This window comes from Xanthocytophaga flava (assembly GCF_030068545.1).
GTDB lineage: Bacteria > Bacteroidota > Bacteroidia > Cytophagales > 172606-1 > Xanthocytophaga > Xanthocytophaga flava.
This window is the reverse complement of record NZ_JASJOR010000002.1, coordinates 112,254-131,599: the sequence shown is the minus strand read 5'-3', so window position 1 is coordinate 131,599 and position 19,346 is coordinate 112,254. Positions and strand designations below refer to the sequence as shown.

Genomic DNA, 19,346 nt, shown 5'->3' with positions numbered 1-19,346 from the left:
ACCAGTAAGTAACAAAATGTTTGACTTTATTTGCTCTAATCATTTATTTAAATCCTGCATAAATCTTTCAGGATAACGATTGCCAGAGACGATTCCTGCTGGCATAATAGCTTCAATGGTCTGTAAGTCCTCTGTGGTAAGCTGCACATTTTCAGCTGCACTATTTTCTTCCAGGTATTTGATGCGTTTGGTGCCTGGGATAGTAATGATATCATCCCCTTGAGCAAGCACCCAGGCAATAGCTAGCTGAGAAGGAGTGCAGCCTTTTTCTGCTGCCAGCGTTTTGATCTTTTCTACCAGTTCCAGGTTTTTATAAAAGTTCTCTCCCTGAAAGCGTGGCATATGGACACGATTGTCTTTCAGATCCTCGGGGGTTTTGAATTCACCAGTTAAAAATCCGCGACTCAGAGGTGAATAGGCAACCAGACCTATACCCAATTCACGAATTGTTGGAAGTACTTCCGCTTCAATCTCGCGGCTCCAGAGAGAATATTCAATCTGTAGAGACGTAATCGGATAAACACTTGCCGCTTTCCGAATGCTTTCAGCAGAAGCTTCAGACAAACCAATATATCGAACAATACCTTTTTGCACAAGATCCGCTAGTGCACCCATCGTGTCCTCAATAGGAATAGTGGGATCTACCCGTGCAGGCGTATACAGATCAATGTAATCAGTTTTGAGACGCTGAAGACTAAACATCACCGCATTGCGGATGTAGTCAGGATGGGTATTTACTGGACCACGACCCATTGATTTGTTAGGACCAGGAGCAACCATTTGACCCGTTTTTACAGAAAGAAAAGCTTTGTCCCGTTTACCTTTTATTGCCTGAGAGATAAGTTCTTCGTTATGTCCCATCAGGTAATAATCTGCAGTGTCCAAAAAGTTATGTCCGAGTTCCAGGGCTCTTTCGATGGTAGCGATAGATTCTTTGTCATCACTTTGTCCGTAGGCACCAGACATTCCCATGCAACCTAAACCTATTGCGGATACAACAGGGCCATTTTTTCCTAGTTTTCTGTTCATGATTTACGTTTTTAGTAATAGAACAAAGATCAGGAGAACAGTACAAAAGGAGCCGGACAAAACGTATTAGTACCCTGACAAATCCTGAACAAAGATATTGATGGTTTTACCGGTTACCTTTTTAAACAGACGGGAGAAGTATTCCGGATCATTGAAACCCAGATCATAGGCCAGTTCTTTGATAGAATGACTTTCTGAATAATACAGACGGCGTTTGGCTTCCAGTATGAGACGATTGGTTATAAATTCTTTGGGAGAAAGTCCGGAATAGTGTTTAACAATAGTATATAAGCTGTTGGTATTAAGCGTCAGTTCCTCTGCAATATTCTGTATTGGGGTATGGTCAGTGAGATTGTTTTCTACATAGAGTTTAAAAGAGATGTATTTGGATAGCTTTTCATCTACAGGACGTTTGTCTGTCGCAAAATAGGCAGTGTTGATCTCTGTTAACAGGCTATTGAGATGTGCAAGAATGAGTTCCGGATCTGTATCCATTTCGTGGAGTAATTCTTGTAATATTCCGAAGATAGATTTTAGTCTCGTCGCTGCTGATGGGGTAAATGAGATCTTTTGGTTATTGAGTGGATTGATCAGAAAAGGATATTGTTTGGGTAACAGGGATAAACAACTTTCATCAAACCCGAGTTTGAAATAGTCGGTACCTTTTTGGCCAGATGGCAGCTGGTGGATCTGGTGGGGAAGGATGAATAGAAGTTGGTTGTTTTTTATTTCAAATTGTTGGAGGTCAACGCCGTGCTCAGTAAAACCTTCAATCATAAAGAAGAAAAAATAATGATTTTTGCGATGAGTAAGACCGTACTGGTTGGCAATTTCCGGAGAGAGATGTCCGAATGTGGGAGAGATAAGAAGGATAGGAAGCCGGTGATTTTGTTTATAAAGAGTAAGAAGTGGTCCGATGTCCTGCATAGTCTTTTAGTTGATATTGATTACACGCCAAACAACTTTTTGTAATCCTCTGTTCAGCATTTCTTATGCATATTTTGTGAAAAGTATAAAAGATAGTACAGAGTGTATAAGTGAAACGGTATGTATGCAGCCTGATAAACCTAAAAGAATGGCATTTTCACTGGACAGTTTCCAGAGGTAATGCCATTCTTTTGAAAAATATAACTTTGTTACGCTGTTATTAAATATTTTGGCTCACCAAAAGTTTGTCAATTCGATTGCCATCCATATCTACTACTTCCAGTTTATAGGTATGCCAGGTAAAGACTTCACCTGTTTTAGGTATGCGGCCTGCCAGATCAAGTATCAAACCTCCAACCGTATGAAATCCTGCTCTGTCTTCGTCATCTACGTCATCTAGTTCAAAGTAATGAATGAATTCATCTACTGGTAGGCGGGCGTCAACCAGACAGGACCCATCTTCTCTGGTAACAATCCATTTTTCTTCTTCACTGCCTCCTTCACCTTCTCCAACCATTGCCATAAACAGATCTTGTAAGGTTACCAATCCCTGAACCGTACCAAATTCATCTATCACCACAGCTGCCGGAACTTGTGCATCTTTTAACAATTCTAGTATCCGAAAGGCATCCATGGATTCAGGAACAAATACAGGTTTAAGCATAACTTCTTCCAGACGGCTAAGCTTTTGCTGAATCAATGCATCCAGCAACTTTTTTGTACTTACTACTCCTTCTATCTGATCAATGTTTTCTCGTCCGATCAGGAAAACTTCCTGATCTGTTTCTGCTATGGTTTTGAGATTTGTCGCTAAGGAGTCTTCTATATCCAGCCAGATAAGGTCCAGTCGGCTGGTCATTACCGATCCCGCCTTCCGGTCTGAGAGATTAAAAACGCGTTCTACAATATCCTGTTCAATTTCTTCAAATATACCACTGCGGGTACCATGTCCAATCAGAGAGCGTATTTCGGCTTCCGTGACAGGTGCTTCTTCTGATGTCTTTACCTGAAAGATGGTTAGAAGGAACTCTGTTGACTTACTTAATAACCAGACAAATGGTGCTGTAACTCTGGATAAGATGTCCATAGGACGTGCTACCAGCATGGCTATTTTTTCGGGTGCATTCATCCCGATTCGTTTGGGAACCAGTTCACCTACTACCAGTGAGAGATAAGTGATTAACAATACCACAAGTGCTAACGCAATAGTTTGACTATATGGCGCTAGAAGCGGTATTTTAGCGAACGTAGGTGCTAACATCTCTGCCATACTGGCCCCTCCAAACACACCTGTTACAATACCAATTAGAGTAATACCTATCTGCACTGTAGATAAAAAGGTATTCGGTTCACCTGCAAGTTTCAATGCAATACGGGCACCACTATTACCTGATTTAGCTGCCTGTTCCAAACGGGTTTTTCTTGAAGAGACAATGGCAATCTCAGACATAGAAAAAATGCCATTGAGGATAATTAATAAAAGTATGATAAGGAGTTCCATGTAGACATTTTATGAATATAAATACTAATTGTAACCTCAGCTTTTTTGATTTTTTAAATTGTGACAGCTTTTAATGGGCTGAAGGAAATAAAATCAGGCCTGTTTTTTGAGATTGAAAAACAGTGATTGAGGCTAATTACTTTGAAATCAGAAACCAGAATAAAATATACCATGCTCCACATGGTATTGAGTGTGGAATACTAATTTAGTAAAGGAATACTTTATCCCAAAAGAGAGAAAGCCCTAGATTTAGGAGGAGGGGAAATTGTATCGGGTTGGTGATCAGGGTAACAACATTCCTGATATACAGTTAATACCCGAGTAATTTCAGCACCATTTTCTGGTGTAATAACAAAAAAAGGTGCTATATATACATAATCAACTATCTTCTGAATATCTGAGTGTTCATCGGCCTCGTCATGTTCTGGGATTGCATTAATATGTCCCAGAAAGTTTTCGACAATCAGTTCTGCAAAACTTTCAATGTCATTTACCGACAAATCTTCCTGAACAGATTGCACAATACGGGAATTACCTACATAAGCATCCGGCGAGTCGATACTGAAATTTAACACCCATAGTGCTATCAAAAAACTGAGTATAGCTTTCACACTATATCGTGAGTGTCTTTTCATCAAATAGTTTGCTTTTTTGCAAATATAGAGGAATTGTCTCAGGGGTTGTAACGTCGTTGTTTATATTTTATATGTTTAGTGGCAGGTCTGTTCACGATAGATAATACTTTCAAACAAAGCAAATCACTCTGCATCCTTATTGCAGAGTGATTTGACAAAGGTTTACATAGTTGTAGTAATAGGAGTAATAAAAGACTTTACTTTATTGCCTTTTGTAAAATGTCTGTGTTTTTAACCAGTGACAAAAAGAAGGCGGTACCCGACTGCAACCATTTCCCGGTAATACCCTCTGACGACATTGATCCCTCATAAACTATACCCAGATCAGTAATTTCAAACTTTACATTCGGATAGTGAAAGCTCGTAGTTGTTACTAACAAACCTGCAGCATTTTGATCAGGACTATCCAGTGTGGCTTTGTATTCATTGTTAATTTTAGTCACGTGAAAGACGATTCGTAAAGGTTTACCCTGTATTTGAAGACTCCCGTTCCACTCTCCAGCCAGATCCTGACTATATAGTTTAGTGACGATCAGGAACAAAACGATTGCTTGCAAAAGTGTTTTTGTTTTCATTGTTTGTGTTGTTTAAATGCATAGTTGTTAGTATGGAGTAGGATATACAGATGTATTTCTGTTTGTTGGAAGATATGGCTACAGCTGTCCCTATAGGACATACTCTCCCTGCCAGATAATTAGTTATCCGTATCGTCAGTCTTTTATGATCTGTCTAATGAGTTTGAATATCAGATGGAGTGTTTGTTTTCAACTGATTCTGCAACGTTTCCAGTTCTCGTTTGCGGGTTTTGTAGAGATTATGCTCCCAGCCTGTTGTGTAGTGTACCAGAGCCAGAAATATAAACAATACGACGGCTATCCAGATAGGTTTTCCATTTTCAAAAAGAGAAAACAGCACGAGTATACCAATAGGTACTATGTTCCATCTTCCCAAAAGAGAAATATGTACCTGATAGGTGGCTACAGAAAGTGCATGCTCCATATCTCCCTGTATAGATCGATCAAACCGCTTGTTGCCATGAATCCGACGGATACGGCTTATCAGTATATACAAACCACTAACCAACATCCAAGCTGCAAGTAGATAGAGGGATATACTCGACTTATTGATACTGGCAATAAAGCAGCCACAGCCCAGGTTTACAATGATTAGCAACAGCTCACTGATCTGAGTAATGTGAAACGCCTGCTGTTTTTTTTGCTGAATACGTTCATGCAGCGCCTGCTCATCAATGGTATAGAGAGGCTGATTATTTTGTAGATTCCAGATAGTCTTCATTTCATTAAAGTCCATAATCGTTTTTAACTTTTGTGATAAGATGTTTTTTAATCCGGTTAATTCTGACTCCTACATTGGACTCAGTTATACCTACAATGCCCGCCATTTCCTTGTAACTAAAATCATCCAGTAGCAGTAAGGCAAGAGAGCGGTCAATTGCATCCAGTCGGGAGATCTGCTCATAAAGCCAGTCCAGCCGTTCATCTGTCTTGGGATTATTTTCCAGCAAAACTGGCTCAGATATATTTGTCTGATCCAGTGTTTGTGTCTGATTGTGCTTTTGTTCTTTGCGTACCCATTTAATCGCAATATTCAATGCAATACGATAGATCCATGTTGTCACAGCTGATTCTTGACGGAACGCAGGAACAGAATGCCATACCTGAATCACAATCTCCTGAAAGAGATCTTCCTGATCCATTATATTAAATGCATAGGCTCTGACAACTTTAAAGATGACTCCTTTGTACTGTTTTAACCAGATTTCAAAAATATGCTTGTGTTCCTTTTCCGTCACGGCCGTGATAGTTTTGCTACTGTTTACACAATTAGTACTACTTACAGAAGCGTTTCTTACAAGGAGTAAAAAAATAATCATACTGCTTGTAGAAAGAAGCAGGAGTCAACAAATTTTCAGATTTGGGTAATAACTACTGGGTCTATTTACTGGTAGATTGGAGGGGGCAAAGCGAACGCTGGTGGAAAGTAGGCAATACTCTAGTGAATAAACTGTCTATGATTCTTTGTCCAGTATTTTTTAATAAAATCCCATTTGTCTGAGAAGGTAGGAATGTGTTTGCTATAAGGTAGAGTTTTGTATAGTATATGGCCTTTGTTTTTGATTTTATAGATCTTTATTTGGCGAGGGTTTTCTTTTGGATTTTCATATTCGCATCCTCTTCCATCTATAAAGCCTATATCAATTAATTTAAAATCTACTATTTTAGACAGATAACTTTCCCAGTTATAATCGGCACAACCTGCTCGTGCGTATGAATAGAAATAGGGTGTGTTTTTTATTTGCTGAATGTCTAAATCACAATTTTCCAAAAATCTGTATTTCTTCGTCTTCTCATCGAACAAATAAGTTTCACACACGTTGGGAACATTTGTGAAGCCAAAAATCCGAATATCTTTATTCCCATCCCCATTGATATCTAATATATCTGCATAGAAATAATCTTTTCCAAATTTAATCAGAGTATCTCCCTTTAGAGTAGTTAATCCGAAAAAACGATTATTGGGAAATGAATATTTGATAAGTTTTTGACGATTTATGTTTAAAGTGTCAACTATGATTTCTTCTTTGGGTTCAGCAATAGTATTGGTCAGCTGATTTTGTAAAACAGTGCTATCCTGTGGCTTTTCATTTGTGTTTTTATCAGAATCTGTGTGACAGGCAATTAAAAATAAAGTGACTAAAATGAGATAACAGTATTTCATGAATCATTGGATAGGTAGGGCAAATATATAATTTACATACTACATATTTCTTTACTTCTCTTGAATTCCATGGTATAACCTGATTCTTCTTCTATACTGTTGACTTAAGACAAGAGCCGCAGATAAAATTCTTCCTATACTTAGCTTCCTGATGACAATCCTCTATCAATAAGTGTAACTCATGCATTGAGAAGGGTATCCTGTTACATAACACTTTGGTAACATCCTCATTACAATTTGATATTACAAAGCAACATGCTGATTATTAGTTGTTTGTGTTAATTTGTTGCCTCTTTGTTGCTTTCTGTAATGGCCCTTGTTGCTTTTTTGTTTACGCTCTACGTGCTGGTTTGGTGAGGCATTGCTGCACTTTTGCAGAGTAATCATTTGTGGCAAACTACCCAAAGTATGAAAAAAAAATGTACATTCTTTATCCTTCTGTGGCTGTGTTGGTATGTAGGCGCAGCACAGGGAATTATCAAAGGTAAAGTAATAGATGACCAGAATAATCAGCCATTACCTGGAGCTAGTATCACTGTGGATGGAACCAATGCCGGTGCTTCAGCTAACCTGTCAGGCGAGTTTGAACTGAACGTATTTACGTCAGGTAAGGTTGACTTGAAAATATCTTATCTGGGGTATAAGCCTTCTACGGTTTCTGTTGAAGTTGTTTCGGGCAAAGTAACTACTGTCACTATTCCTCTTCGAAATGAGAGTTTTGAAATTCTTGGTGTGACCATTACAGGGCAGTTGCAAGGGCAGGCACGTGCCCTGAATCAGCAACGTACTGCCGATAATATTAAAAATGTGGTATCAGCTGATCAGATTGGACGATTTCCCGATCCTAACGCTGCCGAAGCATTACAACGAATACCCGGTGTAAATATTGAGCGTGATCAGGGAGAAGGTCGTTATGTATTGGTACGTGGATTATCGCCACAGTTTACCAATATCAGTGTAAACGGAGAGCAAATCCCTTCGCCAGAAGCCGGTGTACGATATGTGGCACTGGACGCAATTCCTTCTGACCAGCTATCATCGCTGGAAGTCTCCAAGTCATTAACTCCGGATATGGATGGAGATGCCATTGGAGGATCTGTCAATCTGATAACTCGTACGGCTCAGAGTGGAATCACAACACTGAATGGTACACTGGCAGGTGGCTATAATAATCTGATGAAACATGGCAACTGGCAGGGTTCCTTACAATATGGGCAACGATTAGGCAAAGAGGAAAAGCTGGGGGTGATGCTCAATATAAGCCATTATACCAACAATCTGGGGTCTGACAACTGGGAACGAGATACCCGTGATAATGTAGCCGAGCCGGAAGAGCATCGATTCGAATTACGGGATTATGAACTTACCCGTACCCGCTTTGGTTCCAGTGCTACTATTGACTACAAATTCAATCCAAACCATCAGGTGTATGTACGTGGGCTATACAGCCGGTTTACAGACCGTGAATGGCGCCGCCGCTATGTATTTCTGCCAGCAGATGATGAGGTTGAACATATTACCAAAGATCGCTTTGAAGCTCAGTCTGTGACCAGTATCAATGTAGGAGCCAACCATTTATTTAGAAAGTTTACACTGGATTATGAAGGATCGTATTCCTATGCTACACAGGATACTCCTTTTGACAATGAAGCAGGTTTTATTGCCAGCGATGTTGCCTCTGACATTACGTTTCAGACAGATTACCCTAGATTGTCTTCAGCCCATTACCTGGACAATACACTGTATTCGTTTGATAGCTTTGAGACTGGACACACTTTTGCGAAAGACCGGAATATTACCGGAAAGTTCAACCTCGGAATTCCGTATCAGTGGGGAGGCAATGCGGGTTTGATCAAGGTAGGTGGTAAGGTGCGTTTTAAGGAGAAGAGCTATGCTATCACACAAAATAAATACGAAGCATTGAGTGATATTCCGGATCTGTCTTTCTTTGAAGGTGGTTTGCTGGATAAAAACTTTATAGGCAACCGATATCAGTTAAGCCCTAGCGTATCTATTCCTTCTTTTATTCGCTACTTTAACGCTAATCCACAGAATTTTGAATTGCAGATTGAAGATAAAGCCGCTGATGAAGCACTGGAAAGCTATACTGCAACTGAAGATGTCTATGCTGGATATGCAATGGCTCGCCAGCAGTTTCGTAAGTTAATGGTGCTGGGTGGAATTCGGTATGAACGTACGAATGTAAGTTATCAATCCAGCGATGTTGTATTTGCTCCCAATGGTGATTTGCAACAAATACTTCCTGTAAGTGGAAAGAGTAATTATGAGTTCTTTTTACCACAGTTACATTTTAAATACAGTGCTAATGAACTGACAAATATCCGCTTAGCAGGAACATTTTCTTATGCTCGTCCTAACTTTGATCAGATCATTCCTGCTCAGGAAGCTAGTCTGGAAGACCAGATTGCAACAGTAGGTAATGCCGCTTTACAACCTGTCAAGGCATTTAACCTTGACCTCTTAGCTGAACGATACCTGGGTACTATCGGTATTATTTCTGGTGGATTCTTCTACAAAAAGCTGGATAACTTTATCTATACCCGTCGGTTTACCGGAAGCTATCCGCTCAATTCAGCTACGCCAATAGCTACGGATCTATTGATTACTCAGGTACAAAACGGTAAGACAGCAGATTTGTTGGGTGTAGAATTGGCTTATCAGCAAAATCTGAATTTCTTACCAGGTGCTTTGTCTGGTTTGGGTGTCTATCTGAACTATACCTATACTCATTCTTCTGCTATTGTACAGCGCAATGAGGCTCCGGAAACTGAAACGCTGAATCTGCCCGGACAGGCTGCTCATGTAGGCAATGCATCTCTGTCCTATCAATACAAGGGATTTAGTGCCCGGGCTTCCCTGAATTTCAATGGTCGCTACCTGTCTGCTACCGGAGCTACACCAGCCGATGATATCTATGTGAAAGACCGTATGCAGTTGGATGTGACTCTTGGGTACACAATCACAAAACAATGGAGGGTCTTTGCTGAGTTTATGAACCTGACCAATCAGCCATTCGAGACCTATGCTGGTACTCGTAACTTCACTACCCAACGTGAATTTTATGGTTGGTGGACTCGCTTTGGAATCAAATTTAACATACTGGATAAAACGAAGTAATCCATTGATGCAGCATTGCCAGTTTGGGCAACATCCATAAACTGACGATGCTGCAGACAATAGCCTGTCACAACTATAAACTGACAACTTTATGAATAAATATACCCGAGTAGGGTTGGCATTGCTAACCTGTGGGCTGTTGGCTGCCTGTGATAAACGCCACGACGATGTAGTAGAACCGATTTCACTGGAAAAATTCCCGAAACAAATTGTAGTCAGTGATGAGGGCGATGGGGATATAGAAGACGAAGATAAAGTAAGCATTGCTATTGAACTGCTTAAGCAATATGACCCATCCGGTGAAGAGCTGGAAGGGGTAGTGAACCCTCTAAAAGAGGCAGTTACTGTGTCGTTTGAAATCAAAGATCTGGAAGGGTTCAGCAATCTGTCTGACTATGTGAAAGGGGGAACTGCATTCTATGAGATTGATGACTGTACAACTTCTGAAGATGAGTCTGTAGATTTGAATTTTTCACTGGACCTGGCTACTGGTAAAGGTTCCGTTGTGTTTCCAGCCGGTGTAGAAAGTATTGAAATCGAACTGGAAACGGATGAAAATTTTTTTGATGACAAGACTCTCAACACAGAAAAACGTGGCTTTACTTTCGCATTGACCGGAATAAGTGCTTCTACTGAAAATGTGGTTGTGAATACAGCCAATGAGTTTGCCTACCTGGTATTGGATGATGAAGCTGTTTTTGGTGAATGGGAAGTTGATGCCAGTGATGCCACTGAATTTGCCGCCTTCAAAAACCTGTTTGGATCATTTGATGAGTCCATCGCTAATCTGGAAAGCACAGATGTAGACAAGATTGAAATCGAATTCGGATACGAAGGTTTTCAACTGAAAGTAACCCTTAACGAAACCGAACCCGATGAGTGTGATGCATCTGAACTGGTTAACAAAGAAATCGAACTGGAAGGGGAGTATGGTGGATATATAGAAGATCTATTTGCGACATTAAACGGTTCGTTGGAATTTTCAGAAGAAATTGAGCAGGAAGATGGAAAGGTTGTGGAGTTTACACTGGAAGGTGAATATGCCATTGATCCGGTAAATACGGAAAAGTTAACATTGACGTTAAAAGGGGAATATCTGGATGATATTCCTGAAACTACACTTCATCTGAAGAAGTAACCCCGGTATTTTTGATCGAAATTAGTTAAGTCATTTGTTTTTGATACTAGATAACAATCCATGAAATATATTTTCTTGCCTGTAGTGCTGTTGTGTATGGCTTGCGGGTCCAACTCAAACCAAACCACAACATCTACCCAACCATCTGCAGATACTACACATACCTTTAGTCCAGTGTATGATACAGCAACAGTGATTCAGCCTGTTTATACTACTGACACTACTCTATATGATACAGACGATCCTGCCATCTGGATCAATCCAGCTAATGCCAGTGAGAGTCTGGTATTGGGGACTGACAAGAATGAAAACGGAGCGTTATATGTCTATAACCTGAAAGGAAAAATCATCGCTGATAAGGTAGTAAAAGGATTGAAACGCCCTAATAATGTGGATATAGAATATGGTGTGATGATAGGGGGGAAGCTCACAGACATTGCAGTGGTGACCGAACGCCTTACCCACAAACTACGTGTGTATAGCTTACCATCCATGCAGCCTGTAGATGGAGGTGGCTTACCTGTTTTTGAAGGAGAACCAGCTGATAACGAATTTCGGGATCTGATGGGAATTTCCTTATATAAGAATCCAGCCAATGGAAAAATATATGCTATTGTTGGCCGGAAAACAGGCCCATCTAAAGAATACCTGTGGCAGTATCTGCTGGAAGATAATGGAAAAGGTCAGCTAAAAGCTACTCTGGTGCGTAAGTTTGGTACCTACAGTGGAGCTAAAGAAATTGAGTCTATTGCTGTAGATGATGCGTTGGGATATGTATACTATTCAGATGAAACTGTGGGTGTACGCAAGTATTATGCAGACCCGGATAAAGGAAACGACGAACTGGCTTTGTTTGCTACAACGGGTTTTAGTGGTGATCATGAAGGTATTTCTATTTATGCGGTAGATGATAAAACAGGCTATATACTGGTATCAGACCAGCAGGCTGACAAGTTTCATATCTTTACTCGTGAAGGCTCCAGCGAGAATCCACATCAGCACCAGTTGCTGAAAGTAGTAAAAGTAGCTTCTCATGAGAGTGATGGCTCGGACATAACTGCATTGCCACTAGGTCCGGACTTTCCACATGGCTTGTTTGTCGCCATGTCTGATAACCGAACCTTTGGGTTATATTCCTGGGATGCTATCGCAGGTAAGGATTTAAAAAAAGCTGAATCTGTTAAAAAGCCATAGAGGAAGAATATTCCTCTATACTCCTGAATGGAATGTTCTTCCTTCTATGTGAACGAATTACTCCCTTCTTATCCTCCAGAACGGAACACTCATACTTATAAAGCCCTCTATTGTCCTCCTGAAAGGATCTTCCTGCCACGCATCAGTGTGGGCGTGAGCGGGATACGTATGACAAATAGAGTAATGTCTAATTTCTGAGTAAATAGCTTCAAGTACAAAAGCCGATTCTGTAAAGGATCGGCTTTTGTACAATACAAGCAACGGTATCTTTGCTTTTTATTTGCATTATCTGCTCTATCTTTGCCGGATAATCCTTATCTCTAATCTGAATTTGCAATGTTTTTAAGTACTCTGGTTATTGCCATTATTGCATTCATTATTGCTGTTGCAGGTTTTTTTCTTTATAAAAACTATGCATTTCGAAACGCAGGCAAAAAAATAGCCAATGCCCGTTATGAAAGAATAGAATCTCTCCATCACCAGCTGGAAAATAAACAAACTCCCTCTCCTGAGGAAATGCATAGATATGCCAGCAATCTGCTAACCCGTGAAATGACATTTTTGTTACTGAAGAAGTATAACAAGACCCAGTTGTTTCCCAAAGAGTTTTATACAATTGAAAAAGGAGCTGCAAGTAATCTGGCAAGTTGGCTGGAGTTTCCAACAGAGTTGGATGCTTGTCCAAGTGAACTAGAACATATAAAGCGGGTTATATTGAGTTTGTATGATGCTCAATCAGAAATGTATTATGAAGTATTTCGTTTCAGAATCAATCAACCCCACTGGGCTGCAAAAAATGGATGGATGCTGGGAGTAGTTGGTCCGTATACAGCTACCAGTCAACCTTATGATCCTCCCCAGGCTACATTTAGTCGTTTAAGCAAACTATCTGATAATATAACTCCCGAACAGGAAGTGCAGTGGGTGCATGAAACCATCTATAAAGCGCATTGAGTGAACTTCTGTGAAAGGGTAAGAAAACAAGGGAATAATGTCTGAGAACATTCCAACGATAAAGATACTTGTAACACTTCTCTGACAGGTTGATAGTGAGGACTTTCACAGAAAAGTAAAATTCTTCATTTACCAGATCAACTTTGGGAGGATTAATAGAATGTGTACGCCTCGCTATGAGGTTTTGATCCTACAAGGATGAAAGCTGTAGGATTACATTACTATCTATCTTCTAAAATCTAACCTTTGAAATACCCATCTGATGCTATTTCGTCAGATGGATAAAAAACGTAAAAACACTATGTACAAAAGTCAAAGCGGACTCATGCAACATGACGCTGAAGAAGTTGCGAAAATCAAATTTGAAATTGAGGTGGGATGCAAAAGTATCTTTGTAGAAAGCTGGGAAGCAGCTATCCTGTTCTGTGAACAACAATATGATGCAGATCATACTCCTCCTACTGAAACTCCAAGAGATGGATGCTGGATTTCTAACGACAGCTATATTACCATTACACCAACTGATGAGGTATCTGTGCGCAGTAAATACTCTGCCAAAGATGAGATACATGTGTATCCGGAAGCCTTTGTCTTCTAGATAGAAAAACAAAATAATACAATTTGACAATTTAAGAGCCTGCTTTAGCCAAAAAGCAGGCTCTTTCACTATTTTTTGGATGTTTGTTGACTATCCCTATGTTACTGTAGTCACAGAGTGTCACTACTTTTAATTTTGGATGTATATTGCTCCTGATAGTGAGGATCAGTATAGTAGGAGTAAACAGATAGTACAACTTACAGGAATTTCTTTTTCTCCTCTATTTCCTTTCTGAAGGACAGGCTGCCGAAAATCTATTTTTAGCTAATGCAAAAAAATATTCCCATTTGCCACTTTTCTTGCAACATCTTTCTGCCTGCCCTGTCACATTGCATAGAACACTACACGTTGAACTACTTTGGAAGATAAGCTTTTGGTTACTAGAGTACTGCAGGGTGATACCCAGACCTTTGCTGTCATTGTGAAGACTACTGAAAGACTAGTCGCTCAGATTGTATTTAAGATGATTCGCAACGCTGAAGCCAGAAAGGATATTGCACAGGATGTATATCTGAATGCCTACAAAAATCTTTCCCGATTTAAGTTTCAATCAAAGCTCAGTACCTGGATTGCACAAATAGCTTATAATGCCTGCTTAAATTACCTTGAGAAAAAGAAAATAACCTTATTTGACAGCACCTTTACCCAAGAAGAATCGGACGGATCGCAATTGGAAAGAATAGCTGGCACATTGGTAGATACTGCTGAAAGTGAAGTAGAAAGTAAGCTGTTCCAATCCGAACGTACTACTATTGTCTTGGCAGCTTTGGAGAGGCTTCCACCTGTTTATAATACATTGATTACCCTATATCATTACGAAGAACTGAGCTATGAAGAGATTGCTCAGATTACAAAGTTGCCAATTGGTACAGTAAAAAATTATTTATTCAGAGCAAGAAAGCTTTTAAAAGAACATTTGCTGATAAAATATACTAATGAGGAAATATGATGACAGAACATCTTTCAGAAGAGGAAATACAACAATATGCGTTAGATAGCACAGCTTGTGGTGAGGCTGTAAAAGTACATGTGCATGCATGTCCACACTGCAGACAGAAGGTTGAAAATTATCAATTGCTTTTTATGGCTATCAAAGCACAACCTCCAGCTACCTTCGATTTTGATTTGACCGAAAGTGTGCTTGAAAAGCTACCACAACCCAAGAAGTCATTGGGTAACGTTTTGGTTTCTTTCATTCTGGGACTTGCCATTCTTGGAATGGGATGTCTGTTGTATTTTTTCAGGGGACAACTAGCAAGTCTGTTTTCAGGTATTGCTTCTTTGACAATATATCTGATTCTGATTGCATCGCTAGCTATTTTCGGATTCCTGTGTATAGATAAATATATGCGATTTGTAAAGCAAACCAAAAAGCTGAATTACTATTAAGTTTTTGCAACATCCTATCCAGTGACCTGTCTAATTTTCTATAAAACAACTCAACTATAAAATAATACTTCACTTCAATGAAAAAGATACTAGTGTTATCCATGATCATGGCTGTTCCTTTAGCTGCAAATGCCGAAAATGGCTCATACATTAATCAGGAAGTTTTCAATATTTGCTCTGTCATTTTCCTGATAGGTATGGGCATGCTCTTTCTGCTGACAATCCTGAAAAGAATACTCGATTTTCGTCTGAAAAACAAGATTGTTGAGAAAGGTATCGATCACACTATGGCTGCATCCATCTTAGAAACCAACCCTCAGGAAGGTCGAAACATAAACATCAAATGGTTCGCCATTCTAGCTGGACTGGGCAGTGGTCTTACTCTTATCCATTATACCTTACCATTGGGCATTCATTCCATGGCTATCATGTCTTTTTGTCTGGCCGTGAGCTTTCTAGGTTATTTCTTTTTCCTCCGACAGACTGAACGGTGAGATATGTAAAACAAAGACTCGTAACTCCCCTCCTTAAAAAGGGGAGTTACGAGTCTTGGACTTGCATTTATCAAATGGTTGAGAAACTAATATGGATAGTAAATGGAATAGTATGTTAATCAGGAAACACTCTTACAAGGTTTCGCTTTTCTGGACCGCCAGCTCTTTACTTGAACCAATCAGCCGGTACAAGTCATTTGGATGTAAGTCAGGTTCCCATTCTTTGCCCTCAGAGATATGAAACTGTTCAACTTTCATATGGCAAGAACCTTTACAAACGGTTATTCCGTTTTCTGCAACATAGCCACCATTAGGCATTTCGTTTCTGTCTGTAATATGGTGTGCATCCAGCAACTCCTCTGGTTGTTGAGTTTGACAAACCTGACAGGTAAAGTTATCCCGCTTAAAAACTGAATTACGGAACTGTTGTCTGATTTCTTTTTTGCTCATGTTTCTGGTTGGCTACTATTCTTTCTTGATATCTGCAGTAGAATGCTAAAAGTCAAAGTTAGTACAATATCTCCTTATCGATTTAATAATAGTATAGTTCTGATAAATAAAGTAAGCGCTGATTTTCTATTTGTTGGTCTGTATTCACATTCACTTTCTGTTCTGACCAGACTTCCAGTCAACTCTAAGGGCTGACCGGAAATCTGGTCAAAATGACAATCGAAGGCTGAATAAATTGGGAAAATGTTCAGTAAGAGAAGTGACCATAGTTCGAATCACTTTCCAAAATGACTGGTATTCTGTTCACACCTGTTTGTGAGCATACTTCTGGTTACTTCTTCAATGCACATATATCTTTCAGATCAGAACCCAAATCATATTTCTTCTCTAGTCAGATAGTTTTTGAGTGTGGTTTGAAGTTTATCTAAAAAAGAAGTTGGGTTATCACTGGAATATCCGGTTTTGATAGCCTGCAAGGCTTGACTGCGGTTAAGAACCGATAGTCTAAAAAACTGCTGAAACGTATGTAATGCTTCTTCCTTTGTTTTATAGCTGATTTTTCCACTTTCAATAAGTGCATAGACCAATTCTATAAATTCAGCTTGGCTACCAGTCCATTGTATAGTTGGAGTATCATTCTGTAATAGTTCACCAGTAGAGTCAATAGTTGTTATGGCTTTTATTAATATCTGTTGTATTGCATTTTGTTCTACTCTCGAATTCAAATACTCTGGAATGAGACCTTTCAGAGATTCCAGAAAAAAAGATTTACTTAGAGCATCCTGAAACATTTCGGATTGAGCCGTAAGGTTAGTAAGAGCTACGAACAAGCCTTTTGATTTTACCTCTATCGCAAAGATATTTCCTTTTTCGTGAGCATATTCCAGGATCTTCCTCGCTTTTGATTCATGCATATTATTGGCTAGTGCTTTCTCAAAAGCAGATTGCATTGGTTCACAACACGCTTTTTTGCTTTTCGCCCATTCCAATGCAAATACTGTATGATCATGAGTGAGATGGGCATATTCTGAAAGAGAAGCAAAGTCACCAGAGGTCAATACATAGTCTGTAAGATTTCGTAGAAAGTTAAAATGGTTTGCTGTTTGTGAAAGCTGGTAGGTAAGAAATGGTTCAGCTGCATGAGGAGGGTGATGGGACCCTAGCTTTACTAAAAAAGACTCATCATAACTTGTGTATTTTCCACTTATTTCCTCAATATCATATTCCATATCCCCTACACTATATCCATTGATAACAGAAGACTGTAGAGGTGTTGACTCCAATCGATCTACTGCCCATACTTTAGCTCTTTGTTTATGTTCTCGGGAAATATAGGTATCCCCACAAGCAATCTTTACAAACAAAGGATCTGTGAGCACATACTCTATAAGACGTTTAAGAAATGCATAGGGATTATCTGAAAATCCCAACTGGTATTCCAGAAAATCTATACACTTGGATGGAGGACGATAGGAAGAGAGCTTTTTTAAAAACTCCACATCATAGACAAATTGGTCTTCTGCTCCATTATCAATGATACTGTATTCTTTGTAGCCAAACGCATAATGAAACTTTATGTTTGTGGTGTTGACTTTATTTTCTGCCCACTCCAATGCATACTGACGATTTTCTTGCTTTATATACTTTGTTCCATCATCTATAGTTGTCTCACTAAATTCATCACCAGTTAGAACATTGCTAATAAGACGATACAAAAATTTAACAGGATTAGAACTATTTTGTAACTGGTATTCCAGAAAGTCTTCGCTTGTATGAGCAGGTATATAACCAGATAGTTTGGTTAAAAATTTAAGGTCATAAATCTGCTCAGACTCATCTCCGATGTCCCATAGATCAAATTCTGTATTTCCGGTTTTGTACAAATAGCGGTGCATAAAATCTTTTTTATCTTGTACCAATTTAGTATCTAGACGCAAATTTAGCTGCATTAAAACAACATTCCATGTACAGAGAAAATTATTGCCAGCGCAGAGCCCTCGAACTATATACGTCAGGTAAGACAAAAGCTGATGTCATTACTATGTTGAGAGAGGAAAATGCGATAGAAACAGAACTGGATAGGCTGGCCGACAGATTTTATCATGATTACCTGTTTCTGCAAAAAGAGAAGCGAAAACAAAGACGTCAGAAAGCAGAACAAAATATTATGATTGGTAGTGTTTTGTTGATTGGTGGATTCATTTTGACTGTGCTGAGTTACATTCTGATTGGAACTGGAACATATATCCTATGTATTGGTGCTTTGGTTTCGGGAATAGTCTATTTAGGAATGGGTTTGATAGAAAAGAATGATTTAAAGAGAGACGGCACTTCCTGAAAAGTATTAACTGGCTATATTACTATGATAAGACATATATTTTTTGTCATTTTTAGTCTTCTCCTAACCCATCACTTGTTTGGTCAGGTGCAGCATGAACTAATGGCAGTTCTTAAGAAGAAGAATCTTACCATACTGCGACAATACACTGACAGAATAAACCACAATACTAAAAACCGAAAGGCTGGCTGGGAGTATATACGGGATGTAACACCTGGTTATCAAGAAGGTGTATATCATATGGAGGAGTGGGTGTCCAATAAAAATGATCTGAATACACAAACTATCTATACCTTCCGCGTTGCCTTTATTCTTGCTAAGGAAACAATATGTTTTTATAATCTGAGTGTCGAGAAGAACCGCAAAGTAGAGAATAATTGGGTTCCGTATTTTGAAACCATCGATTCATTTAAGGATGATAGCTTATACCAGCATTTTAAAAACGAGTTTAAGGCATTATTTCAGACGGCTCTTGATGAAAATGATCTTTTTACACATGACCTCACTTATGGGAAGCATTGTTACAGGTCCGGAATACCTCCTGAAGGACGAAAAAAGATAGAGGTATTTGTACAGAATAAGGACAAAGATAGTTTGTTACAATGGCTGCATTCACCAAATACTGAAAAACAGGTATATGCCATAGATGGACTCTATCAACTCAAAAAGCAGGGTATCTCACTAACCCAAAAGGAATTACAACAAATACAATTTGTGACTCATAAAAAAGGCAGAGTGTATACTTGTCAAGGCTGCTTTTTGGGTTCAGAGAACATTAGTGAAATTACCAAAGAATTCAAATTCTGACAGGTACATACAAAT

At 39.2% G+C, this 19,346-nt stretch carries 20 protein-coding genes; 10 read left to right on the top strand and 10 right to left on the bottom strand.

Features of this window, described 5'->3' with window-relative positions; all coding sequences use genetic code 11:
* Positions 1 to 39: 39 nt before the first annotated feature.
* From QNI15_RS03330 to QNI15_RS03295, 8 genes are all read right to left on the bottom strand, one after another.
* Positions 40 to 1,029 carry an aldo/keto reductase gene (locus QNI15_RS03330; RefSeq protein WP_314000788.1) on the bottom strand — a complete coding sequence of 330 codons (990 nt, stop codon included), beginning with the start codon at positions 1,027 to 1,029 and terminating at the stop codon, positions 40 to 42.
* Positions 1,030 to 1,095: 66 nt separating this feature from the next.
* A complete protein-coding gene (locus QNI15_RS03325; RefSeq protein ID WP_314000785.1) occupies positions 1,096 to 1,956 on the bottom strand; it encodes an AraC family transcriptional regulator in 861 nt (286 codons plus the stop codon).
* A gap of 220 nt (positions 1,957 to 2,176) precedes the next feature.
* Complete coding sequence (locus tag QNI15_RS03320; RefSeq protein ID WP_314030502.1) at positions 2,177 to 3,457, bottom strand: hemolysin family protein; 1,281 nt, start codon at positions 3,455 to 3,457, stop codon at positions 2,177 to 2,179.
* 221 nt (positions 3,458 to 3,678) lie between these two features.
* The gene (locus QNI15_RS03315; protein ID WP_314000783.1) at positions 3,679 to 4,092 is read right to left on the bottom strand and encodes a hypothetical protein; all 414 of its coding nucleotides are present in this window, start codon (positions 4,090 to 4,092) and stop codon (positions 3,679 to 3,681) included.
* 197 nt (positions 4,093 to 4,289) lie between these two features.
* Positions 4,290 to 4,667: a hypothetical protein gene (locus tag QNI15_RS03310; RefSeq protein WP_314030500.1), complete on the bottom strand. Its 378-nt coding sequence runs from the start codon at positions 4,665 to 4,667 to the stop codon at positions 4,290 to 4,292.
* Positions 4,668 to 4,821: 154 nt separating this feature from the next.
* On the bottom strand, positions 4,822 to 5,403 hold the full coding sequence (locus QNI15_RS03305; protein WP_314000779.1) for a hypothetical protein: 582 nt from the start codon (positions 5,401 to 5,403) through the stop codon (positions 4,822 to 4,824).
* Positions 5,393 to 5,905 carry an RNA polymerase sigma factor gene (locus QNI15_RS03300; protein WP_314030498.1) on the bottom strand — a complete coding sequence of 171 codons (513 nt, stop codon included), beginning with the start codon at positions 5,903 to 5,905 and terminating at the stop codon, positions 5,393 to 5,395. Before QNI15_RS03300 ends, QNI15_RS03305 begins: the two co-directional genes overlap by 11 nt.
* 200 nt (positions 5,906 to 6,105) lie before the next feature.
* Positions 6,106 to 6,831, bottom strand: coding sequence for a hypothetical protein (locus tag QNI15_RS03295; protein ID WP_314030497.1), 726 nt, complete (start codon positions 6,829 to 6,831; stop codon positions 6,106 to 6,108).
* Positions 6,832 to 7,239: 408 nt separating this feature from the next.
* Between QNI15_RS03295 and QNI15_RS03290 the strand changes: the two genes are divergently transcribed.
* The 8 genes from QNI15_RS03290 to QNI15_RS03255 all read left to right on the top strand — a co-directional run bounded on the left by QNI15_RS03290 (position 7,240) and on the right by QNI15_RS03255 (position 15,736).
* Positions 7,240 to 9,969: a TonB-dependent receptor gene (locus QNI15_RS03290; RefSeq protein ID WP_314030496.1), complete on the top strand. Its 2,730-nt coding sequence runs from the start codon at positions 7,240 to 7,242 to the stop codon at positions 9,967 to 9,969.
* A 91-nt stretch (positions 9,970 to 10,060) separates the two neighbouring features.
* Positions 10,061 to 11,107: a hypothetical protein gene (locus QNI15_RS03285; protein WP_314030494.1), complete on the top strand. Its 1,047-nt coding sequence runs from the start codon at positions 10,061 to 10,063 to the stop codon at positions 11,105 to 11,107.
* A gap of 60 nt (positions 11,108 to 11,167) precedes the next feature.
* Complete coding sequence (locus QNI15_RS03280; protein ID WP_314030492.1) at positions 11,168 to 12,301, top strand: phytase; 1,134 nt, start codon at positions 11,168 to 11,170, stop codon at positions 12,299 to 12,301.
* Between the two features lie 336 nt (positions 12,302 to 12,637).
* Complete coding sequence (locus tag QNI15_RS03275; protein WP_313982222.1) at positions 12,638 to 13,255, top strand: hypothetical protein; 618 nt, start codon at positions 12,638 to 12,640, stop codon at positions 13,253 to 13,255.
* Positions 13,256 to 13,556: 301 nt separating this feature from the next.
* Positions 13,557 to 13,853: a hypothetical protein gene (locus QNI15_RS03270; RefSeq protein ID WP_314000767.1), complete on the top strand. Its 297-nt coding sequence runs from the start codon at positions 13,557 to 13,559 to the stop codon at positions 13,851 to 13,853.
* Between the two features lie 358 nt (positions 13,854 to 14,211).
* Positions 14,212 to 14,802, top strand: coding sequence for an RNA polymerase sigma factor (locus tag QNI15_RS03265; RefSeq protein WP_314030490.1), 591 nt, complete (start codon positions 14,212 to 14,214; stop codon positions 14,800 to 14,802).
* Positions 14,799 to 15,242: a hypothetical protein gene (locus QNI15_RS03260; protein WP_314030489.1), complete on the top strand. Its 444-nt coding sequence runs from the start codon at positions 14,799 to 14,801 to the stop codon at positions 15,240 to 15,242. The genes QNI15_RS03265 and QNI15_RS03260 overlap by 4 nt, the downstream gene beginning before the upstream one ends.
* Positions 15,243 to 15,319: 77 nt before the next feature.
* The gene (locus QNI15_RS03255) at positions 15,320 to 15,736 is read left to right on the top strand and encodes a hypothetical protein (RefSeq protein ID WP_313982227.1); all 417 of its coding nucleotides are present in this window, start codon (positions 15,320 to 15,322) and stop codon (positions 15,734 to 15,736) included.
* 132 nt (positions 15,737 to 15,868) lie between these two features.
* Here QNI15_RS03255 and QNI15_RS03250 read toward each other — a convergent pair whose 3' ends face one another.
* Positions 15,869 to 16,186 carry an HNH endonuclease gene (locus QNI15_RS03250; RefSeq protein ID WP_314030488.1) on the bottom strand — a complete coding sequence of 106 codons (318 nt, stop codon included), beginning with the start codon at positions 16,184 to 16,186 and terminating at the stop codon, positions 15,869 to 15,871.
* A 374-nt stretch (positions 16,187 to 16,560) separates the two neighbouring features.
* A complete protein-coding gene (locus QNI15_RS03245) occupies positions 16,561 to 18,081 on the bottom strand; it encodes an RteC domain-containing protein (protein ID WP_314030487.1) in 1,521 nt (506 codons plus the stop codon).
* A 68-nt stretch (positions 18,082 to 18,149) separates the two neighbouring features.
* Here QNI15_RS03245 and QNI15_RS03240 point away from each other — a divergent pair, with 68 nt between their 5' ends.
* Positions 18,150 to 18,524, top strand: a complete 375-nt coding sequence (locus QNI15_RS03240) for a hypothetical protein (protein WP_314030485.1) — start codon at positions 18,150 to 18,152, stop codon at positions 18,522 to 18,524.
* Positions 18,525 to 18,548: 24 nt separating this feature from the next.
* The gene (locus QNI15_RS03235; RefSeq protein WP_314030483.1) at positions 18,549 to 19,331 is read left to right on the top strand and encodes a hypothetical protein; all 783 of its coding nucleotides are present in this window, start codon (positions 18,549 to 18,551) and stop codon (positions 19,329 to 19,331) included.
* The last annotated feature ends 15 nt before the right edge of the window (positions 19,332 to 19,346 follow it).